At 67.4% G+C, this 10,016-nt stretch carries 9 protein-coding genes; all 9 read right to left on the bottom strand.

Features of this window, described 5'->3' with window-relative positions:
- On the bottom strand, positions 1–817 hold an 817-nt coding region (gene ispH / locus AB0L70_RS41555; RefSeq protein ID WP_363692458.1), incomplete at its 3' end, for a 4-hydroxy-3-methylbut-2-enyl diphosphate reductase.
- Between the two features lie 14 nt (positions 818–831).
- Complete coding sequence (locus tag AB0L70_RS41560) at positions 832–1,875, bottom strand: family 2 encapsulin nanocompartment cargo protein polyprenyl transferase (protein WP_363692459.1); 1,044 nt, start codon at positions 1,873–1,875, stop codon at positions 832–834.
- An 11-nt stretch (positions 1,876–1,886) separates the two neighbouring features.
- Positions 1,887–3,257: a family 2B encapsulin nanocompartment shell protein gene (locus AB0L70_RS41565; protein ID WP_363692460.1), complete on the bottom strand. Its 1,371-nt coding sequence runs from the start codon at positions 3,255–3,257 to the stop codon at positions 1,887–1,889.
- A complete protein-coding gene (locus AB0L70_RS41570) occupies positions 3,254–5,443 on the bottom strand; it encodes a germacradienol/geosmin synthase (RefSeq protein ID WP_363692461.1) in 2,190 nt (729 codons plus the stop codon). The genes AB0L70_RS41565 and AB0L70_RS41570 overlap by 4 nt, the downstream gene beginning before the upstream one ends.
- A gap of 3 nt (positions 5,444–5,446) precedes the next feature.
- Entirely contained in the window at positions 5,447–6,850 is a 1,404-nt protein-coding gene (locus tag AB0L70_RS41575; protein WP_363692462.1) for a family 2B encapsulin nanocompartment shell protein, read from the bottom strand.
- 264 nt (positions 6,851–7,114) lie between these two features.
- Complete coding sequence (locus AB0L70_RS41580; protein WP_363692463.1) at positions 7,115–8,125, bottom strand: zinc-binding dehydrogenase; 1,011 nt, start codon at positions 8,123–8,125, stop codon at positions 7,115–7,117.
- 8 nt (positions 8,126–8,133) lie between these two features.
- Positions 8,134–8,574, bottom strand: coding sequence for a PaaI family thioesterase (locus tag AB0L70_RS41585; RefSeq protein ID WP_363692464.1), 441 nt, complete (start codon positions 8,572–8,574; stop codon positions 8,134–8,136).
- A gap of 10 nt (positions 8,575–8,584) precedes the next feature.
- Positions 8,585–9,304, bottom strand: a complete 720-nt coding sequence (locus tag AB0L70_RS41590) for an anti-sigma factor (protein ID WP_363692465.1) — start codon at positions 9,302–9,304, stop codon at positions 8,585–8,587.
- The gene (gene sigK / locus AB0L70_RS41595) at positions 9,301–9,912 is read right to left on the bottom strand and encodes an ECF RNA polymerase sigma factor SigK (RefSeq protein WP_363692467.1); all 612 of its coding nucleotides are present in this window, start codon (positions 9,910–9,912) and stop codon (positions 9,301–9,303) included. Before sigK ends, AB0L70_RS41590 begins: the two co-directional genes overlap by 4 nt.
- Between the last annotated feature and the right edge of the window lie 104 nt (positions 9,913–10,016).

The raw sequence follows: 10,016 nt of genomic DNA on the forward strand, positions 1-10,016 counted from the left end.
GTTCGAGGATGCTCGATTCGGCCAGCCGGGACAGGCCTTCGCGGACCGTGCGGGCGCGGTTCTCGCCGACGCCCTCGACCGTCTGCAGGTCGTCGCGCTCGGCAAGTTCCACCAGCCGCCGCGAGTTCGACGAGTTGGCCGACCCGACCACGATCACCAGCTCCGCCGCCTCGGCGATCGCGGTCAACGCGGCCTGCCGATTGGTCGTCGCGTAACAGATGTCGGCCGTGTCCGGCCCGCGCGCACCGGGAAATTTGTTGCGCAAGGCATCGATCAACGCTGTCGTCTCGTCCACGGCCAGCGTGGTCTGGGTCAGATAAGCGACCCGCGACGGATCCTCGACCTCCAGCTCCGCGACGTCCTCGACCGACTCGACCAGCACGGTCTGCTCGGGTGCCTCGCCGAGCGTCCCCTCCACCTCCTCATGACCGGCATGCCCGATGAGTACGACGGTGTGCCCGCGCGCGGCGTACCGGCGTGCCTCCACGTGCACCTTGGTGACCAGCGGACAGGTGGCATCGACCACGTCCAACCCGCGCTGCGCGGCGTCCTGTCGGACGGCCGGCGCAACCCCGTGTGCGGAGAGGACGACGGTGGCACCTGCCGGTACCTCGTCGAGTTCGTCGACGAAGACGGCGCCGCGCTTGCGCAGTTCCTCGACGACGTGCGTATTGTGAACAATCTGTTTGCGGACAAAGACCGGCCCCGAGCGGGCCGCGAGTAGTCGTTCGACGATGTCGACGGCACGTTCCACACCTGCGCAGAACGAGCGCGGCGACGCGAGCAGAATGGTTCGTGTCAGCGCAGTACCAGGCACAGAGATCCCCCTCACTAGTGATCGCGGCGTGTGGCCAGCCGGGCCAACCTCTCCAGCTCCGCGGCCGCCGGCGCGACCGCCTCGGCCGAAGACAGCTCTCCCAGCGCGGATGCCAGCAACGCATCCGCCTGCGCCTGACTGACCTCGCGGCCACCGGCGCTCTCGACGAGGACGGCAGCGTCCACGAGCTCGGCGTCGGACAGCTCGTCCGATCGCTCGTACATCGTGGCCAGCCTGCGCCCGGCCGGCGTACCTGAGGACAAGGCGGCCACGACCGGCAGCGACTTCTTCCGCCGCCGCAGGTCGGAGTACACGGGCTTGCCGGTGATCGACGGCTTCCCCCAGATGCCGAGCAGATCATCGACGTACTGATACGCGAGCCCGAGATCCTCGCCGTACAACCGCAGGTGGTCGACCTGCTCCGGCCTGCCGCCACCGAACAGCGCACCCAAAGCCGTGCAGCACCCGAGCAGCGCACCGGTTTTGAGCTGAGCCATCCGCACACACTCAGCCGGTACGACGTCAGCGCGCGTCTCGAAGTCCGCGTCGGCCAACTGCCCGTCGACCAGCTCCTGGACCGCCGCCCCCAGCATCCGAGCCGCGTCCCCACGATCCGGATGACCACTGCCGACGAGTACGTCGAAAGCGAGTCCGAGCAGCGCATCTCCGGCCAGGATCGCCGGACCCAACCCGAACACAGTCCACGCGGTGGCGCGATGCCGCCGGGCGGTGTCGCAATCCATCACATCGTCGTGCAGCAACGAGAAGTTGTGCACCAGCTCCACCGCAACCGCGGCCGGCAGTGCGGATTCCGCCGTACCTCCGACGGCTTGCGCGGTCAGCAGGACCAAGGCGGGCCGGATCGCCTTGCCGCCGTCCGCATGGGCGGGCCTGCCCTCCTCGTCGGCCCAGCCGAAGTGGTAGTCGGCGATCCGTCGAGTTGCCGGCGGCAACGTACCGACGGCGTCACGGAGGGCGGGCTCGAACTGCGACCGGCTCCACGCGAGCACCTCGGCCGCGGATCGATCCCCTTGACTGGTCTCCTGAAGCATGGACATCGCATCGCTCCTCATCCACCGAGCTCGACGTTCTCCAGGACACCGAGCGCGTCCGGGACGAGTACTGCGACCGAGTAGTACGTGCTGACCAGGTACGAGCTGACCGCCTTCTCGCTGATGCCCATGAACCGGGCGTTCAGGCCCGGCTCGACCTCGTCGGGAAGTCCGGTCTGCCGCAGCCCGACCACCCCTTCGTCCTCGGCCCCGGTCCGCAGCACCAGCACCGACGTGGTGTTGGTGCTCGAGATCGGGATCTTGTTCGACGGCAGCAGCGGCACGCCGCGCCACGCCTGCACCGTTTGGCCCTCGACAGTCACGGTCTCCGGATACACCCGCCGCCGGGTGCACTCACGACCGAAGGCGGCGATCGCCCGCGGATGTGCCAGCAGCAGTCGAGGTTTGCGCCGCCGGGTGAGCAGCTCGTCGAAGTCGTCCGGTGTCGGCGGCCCACTTCGCGTGTAGATGCACTGCTGGTAGTCGGCGTTGTGCAACAGACCGAAGTCCCTGTTGTTGAGCAGCTCGAACTCCTGCCGCTCCCGCAACGCCTCGATGGTGAGCCGCAACTGCTGCTCGGTCTGATCCATGGGCTCGTTGTAGAGATCCGCGACCCGGGTCTGCACCCGCAGGATCGTCTGCGCCACACTCAACTCGTACTCACGCGGCGCCGGATCGTAATCGACGTACGTCCCCGGCAGTTGGTCCTCGCCGGCATGCCCGGACGCGACATCGATCGCCGCCTCACCCGCCTTGTTCTGCGAGGGTTTCGGCCGCTGCCGTACGATGTCCAGATGCGCGCGCAATGACTCTGACCGCTCGACCAGCTCGGTGAAGTCCGACCGGCTCAACTTGAGTACGACGCAACTGGTCAGTGCCCGCGTCGTGTACTCCCAGAGGTTCTCCGGCGGCTCGGTCATCAACTGCGCACCGAGATAGTCGCCGTCGGCAACGGTGCCCAGGTCGGTGCCGGCCCCATAAGCCCCGATCCCGGTCTTCGCCACCTTGCCGTGAGCAATCAGTACGACGTCGTCCACCCGGCTGCCGAACTCGGCGATCACCTGCCCTGGCTCGAGGTCCTCACGCCGGAACCGGTCGGCCAGAGCGACCAGCACCTCGGTGTCGGCGAAGTCTCGCAGCGGTGGCAGTTCGGTGAGCTCGGCCGGAATGACTCGCACATCCGATCCGGTGACCGAGAAGCTCAGCCGGCCGTCGCCGAGGGTGAAGGTGGTCCGCCGGTTCACCCGGTAGGTGCCACCGGTTGTCTCGACCCAGGGCAGCATCCGCAGGAGCCAGCGGGGCGTGATGCCCTGCATCTGCGGAACCGATTTGGTCGTGGTGGACAGCTGCCTGGCTGCCGCAGGGCTGAGACTCAGTTGCCCATTCATGCCACACCGGTCTTTCTGTGCAGGCGGAAGGCGGCGGTCCCCAGCCCGGTCGGACTGTGCAACAGACGCGGTCGCGTGGGTTGCCGATGGGGCAGGTCGGACGCCTGGTAGCGATGGCAGTCCTGATGCCAGACGAGGATCCCGGACATCCAGTTCTGCAGCTCCTCCGTGTAGCGCTGCAGCATCTGCTGGACGTCGTTGTCCAGGCCGAAGTCGGTGATCAGGGTCGGTAGATCGACGGCGACCACATGCTCGAACTGACGCATCCGGGCGGTCATCAAGTCGTTGACCACCGCAACCGCCCGATCTTTGTCACAGGCAAGGAAATTCTGGGCGACCAGCACTCCGTTGTGGAAGTCACCGTCGTACTGGATCTCCTTGTGGTAGGAGAAGAGGTCGTTCAGCAGGCAGGCATAGTCGGCCGCGGCGCTCTCCATCGCCTTGATCGGCCGGGATCGATAGACCTCGTCAGGGATCCGGTTGCCGTGCCCGATCCGGCACAGGCTCATGGTCAGGTCGGAGCCGAAGGTCCGCCGGCGCATCTCGATGTAGTCGACCGGATCGGGGATCCGGTTCTGCGCCTGATTGGCCAGCTCCCACAACCAGCTGTCCGTCATCGTGTCGACCCCGTGCCGGAACTGCTCCCGCTGCGCGACGGTCATCGGCCCGGCCGTTCGCACCCACAGGTCGGCCAGCGACCGCTCCAGCGGCGTCGCCGGAATCGGCATGACCAGATCGATCGGCATGAACGACGACAGCCGGGCAGTAGTCGCACGAGCCCCGGCCAGGTCACGCCGGGTCCCGAACACGACCGGGTAGTAGTCGTCGGCGTACGTTCCCCACGCCAGCCAACCACTGGCGAGGTCGAGTTGCTCCGGTGACGCTTCCGGGAAGATCCCGGCCGCGCACAACGGGAGGTCGAACGCCGCGAGCATCCGGGCGTCCCAGATCGTCCCGTCGGTGATGCCGGTCCGCTCACCCCACTCCAGGATGTTGAACCGGGCTGTGGCGAGATGAGGACTCAGCTTCGCCTGGTACGGCATGTAGAGGTCGGGAAGGTTGGTCGGCCCAACGGGTTGGTACGGGACGAAGCCGTGCGAACGGGTCCGGTACGGCGCGGTCGCGGCGAGGGACGAGAAGATGCGGAGGGCCGACGTACCGAGTCCGTTCGAGCCCAGTGCCGCCTTGCCGCCCCGGTTCATGTAGCGGCTGGAGCGCAGGTGCCACTCGTGACCGCCGGACTGCCAGTCCTGCAATCCCTTGACATAGTTGAGTACGTCGAGATGGCCCTTGGGATCGATCCCGCGTTCCCGCAGTAGGGCGGGCACCTCGACCACGGCGGTGTTCTCGAACTGGTGCAACCGCGAGGTGAGGATGTCGTTGACCAGCTCCGCGGCCTGCTGGGTCGGACAGCCGAAGAACTTCTCCATCACCAGGACCGCGTTGTTCACCTCCCCTTCGACCTCGACCTCACGTTGGTACGAGAACAGGTCGTTGCGCATGTGGATGGCGTCGGAGAACGTGTCGCTCAGGACCTGCATCGGCCGCGAGCCGGCGACCTCCGTCGGCACCTCGGCGGTCACGTACTCGACCAGGTTCGCCGACCAGGGCGCACCGCCGACCTTGCGGCGCATCTCGACGTACTCGATCGGGTTCGCCAACCGGCCGGCGCTGATATTCGACAGTTCCCACAGGGACTCGGCGAGTAGAGCCTCTGTGGTCTGCCGGAACCGCTGCCGCCAGCCGGTGGACATCGCCGGGATGGTCCGGTTCCACAGGTCGACGAGCCCGCGCTCGACCGGATTCACCGGCGTCTCGGTGATCGAACCCTCGGCCGGCATGAACAGCGGCAGTCGGTCCAGGTATGCCTTCGCGGCCGGAATGTCGCGGGTCTTCTTGTACAGCTCGAGGAAGTGGTCGTCGAAGTAGAACACCCACACGTACCAGTCGGTGACCAGGTCGAGCGCCGGACCGTCGGCGTCCGGATGCGTGTAGGCACAGAGCAACGCGTAGTCGTGGGAGTCGAAGTCGTGCTCGTCCCAGACGTGGTGACCGTCCTGCGGTACGTCGATCATGTCGAACTCGTAGGCCCATGACTTGCTGTGCGCCCGGGCACCGTCCAGGTGGGGATTGATCCTGGCCGGGTAGGGCACGTAGAAGTCGGGCAGCTCATACGGCTGCGCCATGGATCAGCCCTCTCGGCCTATCTCCACGCCTTCGAGGATGCCTAACGCGTCCGGCACGAGTACGGCGGCCGAGTAGTAGGCGCTCACGAGATAGTTGATGATCGCCTTCTCGCTGATGTTCATGAACCGCACCGACAGCCCCGGCTCGTACTCGTCCGGCAGGCCGGTCTGATGCAGCCCGATCACACCCTGGTTGTCCGCGCCGGTCCGCATCAGCAGGATCGAGCTGGTTCGCGTGTCGCTGATCCCGAGCTTGTTGCACGGGAAGATCGGTACGCCGCGCCAGGCCGGCAACCGGTGTCCGCCGACATCGATCGCGTCCGGGTAGATGCCCGCCTTCGTGCACTCGCGGCCGAACGCGGCGATCGAGCGCGGATGCGCCAAGAAGAAGGCCGGTTCCTTCCAGACCAGGCTGAGCAGTTCGTCCAGGTCGCCCGGCGTCGGCGGGCCGCTGCGGGTCGGGATCCGCATGCTCAGATCCGCGTTGTGCAGCAGGCCGAAGTCGCGATTGTTGACCATCTCGTGTTCCTGCCGCTCGCGCAGGGCCTCGATGGTGAGCCGCAACTGCTGCTCGGTCTGGTCCATCGGATGGTTGTAGAGATCCGCGACCCGGGTGTGCACGCGCAGGACGGTCTGCGCGACGCTCAGCTCGTACTCACGGGGAGTCGTCTCGTAGTCGACGTACGTACCGGGCAGGTCCGACTCGCCGGCGTGGCCGGCGGCGAGCTCGATGGCGGCCTCGCCGTACTCGTCCTGGGCTGCCTCGGGGCTGTCGCGGAAGTGCTCGATGTGGGTGCGCAGGCTGTCGGACTGCGAGACCAGTTCCTCGAACGATGCCTGCGACAACGACAGTAGTGTGCACGGGGTGATCGCCTTGACGGTGAACTCCCACAGGTCGTCGGACTCGAGGATCGCCCGGTAGGTGAAGTGGTCGCCGTCGACGAGGGTGTCCAGGACGGTCTCGTCGCCGTACTTGCCGACGCCGATCCTGTTCACCTTGCCGTGGGCGATCAGGCAGATCTGGTCGGCCGGGTGACCGCGTTCGACGATCACGTCTCCGGGCTGGAACTCCTGCTGGACAAAGCGATCCGCGAGGGCGGCCAGCACCTCGACGTCGTCGAAGCTGCGCAACATGCCGAGCTCGCAGAGCTCCTGCGGGATCACCCGGACGTCGGCGCCGGTGGTGGTGAAGGTGACCCGGCCGTCCCCGACCGCGTAGCTCAGCCTCCGGTTGACCCGGTACGCGCCGCCCTTGGCCTCCACCCAGGGCAGCAGCTTGAGCAGCCACCGCGAGGTGATGCCCTGCATCTGCGGTTCGGACTTGGTCGTCGTGGCCAGGTTGCGGGCGGCCGCGGTACCGAGGCTGAGTTGACCAGCCGTCTCGGTGTCGGGATCAGTCAGAGTCATAAGCGAACACACCACCAATTCGTTCGTAAGCGGTTTTGGGCGCGCGTCAGTAGCACCGCGCGCGGTCTCGTGCGCAGGCAGAACCCCCGGCCAGGCACGGCAATGCCTGGCACGACTCGTGTGGATGGATTGACCCGGCCGATCGCGGAACGAGCTATGGACTGTCCGGCGTCCCCAATTTCGCCGTGTGCCCGGTCCGTCGGCCTACATCACAAAGAGTAACCGGGCGTTCACCGGGACCGTCAAGACTTACCCTCGAGCAACTTACGGCCAGAGTGAGATGAGGACCTTGCCGGAGCTCTCCGAGTCGGTCGCGGTCGCGAAAGCCTCGACAGCCTGATCGGCCGCGTACTCGTGGGTGATGACCTGCTCGAGCCGCGGATCCGCGTCGAGGAGCTCGATCGCGTGGCCGATCTCGTCGTTGAAGCGAAGCGTGCCGCGGAGCTGGAGCTCACGAGTCACCAGAGGAGACAGGTTCACACCGAGCGGCGCGTTCGGCGGGATACCGACCTGTACGACGATCCCGCCCCGGCGCGCCGCGTCCAGGGCGGCGTTGATCGCGGCGGCGATGCCCGTGCACTCGAGTACGACGTCGAAGCTCGCCGACGGGAACTCATCCGTGCCGACCTGGATCGTGTGGTGTACGCCGAGCGCCCGGGCACGCTGGAGTGGTCCCGGCAGGACATCGATGGACACCACTTCGCCGGCGCCCGCGGCGAGCGCAGCCGCGGCCGCGAGCAGGCCGATCGGGCCGGAGCCGGAGACCAGCACACGCCGGCCTCGGACGTCGCCGGCGATGTGGACGGCGTGCAGAGCGACGGCCAGTGGTTCGGCCAACGTTGCGCGACGCAACGGCAACGATGCGGGCAGGGTGCGGATCATCTGCTTGCTCACGACAAGGAACTCGCTCATCCCGCCCTGGGTGTGCGGCCAGGTGGAGGCGCTCCCGAGGTAGGCGCCGTTCGGCCACAGATGTGGTCGATCCTCGATCCCGGCCTCCGGGGTGCCGAAGGTGGCCGGGTGGATGGTCACCGGAGTGCCGGGTGTGAGGTCGCCGGACGGGTCGAGGTCGACGGTGCCGGCGAGTTCGTGTCCGGGCACCAGTGGCTCGCGGATGACGAACGCGCCGATCTCGCCGTCGTGGTAGTAGTGCAGGTCCGATCCGCAGATTCCGCCGTACGCCATCCGGAGCCGCACCTCGCCGTCCTGCGGCACCGGGGTAGGCAGCTCGGTCTCAACGAGTTCGAGCTTGCGTTGGATGACGATGGCCCTCATGAGTCTCCTCAACGCTCGGCGCGAGCCTCAATCTGGATCAGGGTCTGCTGGCCGGTGGCGACATGGCTCCGGCTCGTGCCCTGGATCGCGAACACCTCGAGATTGCATACAGTCAGCGTGCGACCGGACCGGATGACGGTGCCGACAGCTTCCAGGTGGTCGCCCTCGGCCGGCGCGAGCAGGTTGATCTTGTACTCGACCGTGAGTACCGAACTGCCTTCGGGGAACACCGTGAGGGCCGCATAGCCACCGGCGCTGTCGGCGATCGCGCTGGACGCGCCCGCATGGAAGTAGCCGTGCTGCTGGGTGACTTCGGGACGGCTCGTCAGCCCGATGTGCACGCGGCCGGGGCCGATGTGCGCGAGGCGAGCGCCGAGGTGGGTCATCAGGCCCTGACTCTCGAAGCTCGCCCGCACGCGGGCCTGTACCTCGGCCGAAGCCTCATCCATGCGGGCGACTTTAGGTCATCGGGATGGTCACGGCGGTGGGGAGTGTCGGCTTCGGTGAGCCGCCGCTGGGTTCGATGGTGAGTCCGAAGGCCGCCATGCCGGTGACCGAGCCGTTGAGTACCTGGGTCAGGTCGCCGCCGGCCAGGCCGACGGAGTGCGCGGTCTTGCCCGGATCGATCATCCACAGCTGCCAGGTCCGGTCGGACGGGAGCTTCGGAAGGTCCCGCAGTACGACGACAGCCGCATCGGCACCGGGGGACATGGCGATCGTGGCCTGGCCGCCGCCGGCGACGGAGCCGTGCACCGTGCGTACGTCGGGTTGTGCCAGTACGGCGGAGACGCGGTCGTTGGCCTGGATGGCGTCGTTCTTGTCGCGGTACTGGTCGACAGCGACACCACCGGCGCCGGCGACCACGAGGGCAGCCGCTGCGAGTGCGAGCAGGGATCGGCGGGTGAACCGTCTGCGCGGTGCCGGCTCGGAGCCGTGGACGAGCGGCGGGACCTGGCGGACGTGCTCGATCGCGGCCATCACGTTGGTCTTGAGCGCGGGCGGCGGCGGGGTCTCGACCTGGGTCGCGAGCTTGACCGCGGCTTCGCGCAGTTCGGCCACCTCGGTGCTGCAGAAGTCGCACCCGGCCAGGTGTGCTTCGAACTGGGCCCGCTCGTCCTCCGGAAGCGCGTCGAGGACATAAGGGCCGGTCAGCGTGTGGACATCGGGTTCCTCGATCATGGCTTACCCCCCGTGGATGATCCGAGGCAGTCGCGCAGCCTGATCAGGCCGTCGCGCATGCGTGCTTTGATGGTCGGCAGTTTCGCTCCGAGCCGCTGGGCGACCTCGGGATACGTGTAGCCGTTGTAGTACGCGAGCTCGATCGATTCTCGCTGGAGCTCGGTCAGGGTGCCGAGACACCGCCGTACCTGCTCGCCCTCGAGCCGGGTGGTGACGGTGTCGGAGACCTGGTCGAAGTCGACCTCGGCGGCGCGGATGCCGGCGAGCTCGGTGCGATCGGCCGAGGCCTGTTCGGAGCGGACCCGGTCGACCGCGCGACGGTGCGCGATGGTGAGGATCCACGAGTGGGCCGAGCCACGGTCGCTGTCGAACCGGGTCGCGGTCCGCCAGATGTCGAGCATCACCTCCTGCGTCACCTCCTCGGACTGGGCCGGGTTGCGGAGGATCCTGCGGACCAGGCCGAACACCCACGGCGTGACCCGGTCGTAGAGCGTGCTGAAGGCGGCGGTGTCCCCGCCCGCGGTCATCGCCAGCAGGTCGCCGTCCGTGACCTCACCGGGTCGCAGGTGCGACCCGGTCGGCCAGGGCAGTGCAGTAGGTTCGTTCACGCTCAGCTCGCCGGTGGCATCAGGACAGAGTCGATCAGGTACACCGTAGCGTTGGCGGTCTTGACTCCGCCGCAGATGACGTTGGCGCCGTTGACCTTGAGCGC

Origin of the sequence: Kribbella sp. NPDC051952 (assembly GCF_040680855.1) — a bacterium.
In the GTDB taxonomy this organism is placed as follows: domain Bacteria; phylum Actinomycetota; class Actinomycetes; order Propionibacteriales; family Kribbellaceae; genus Kribbella.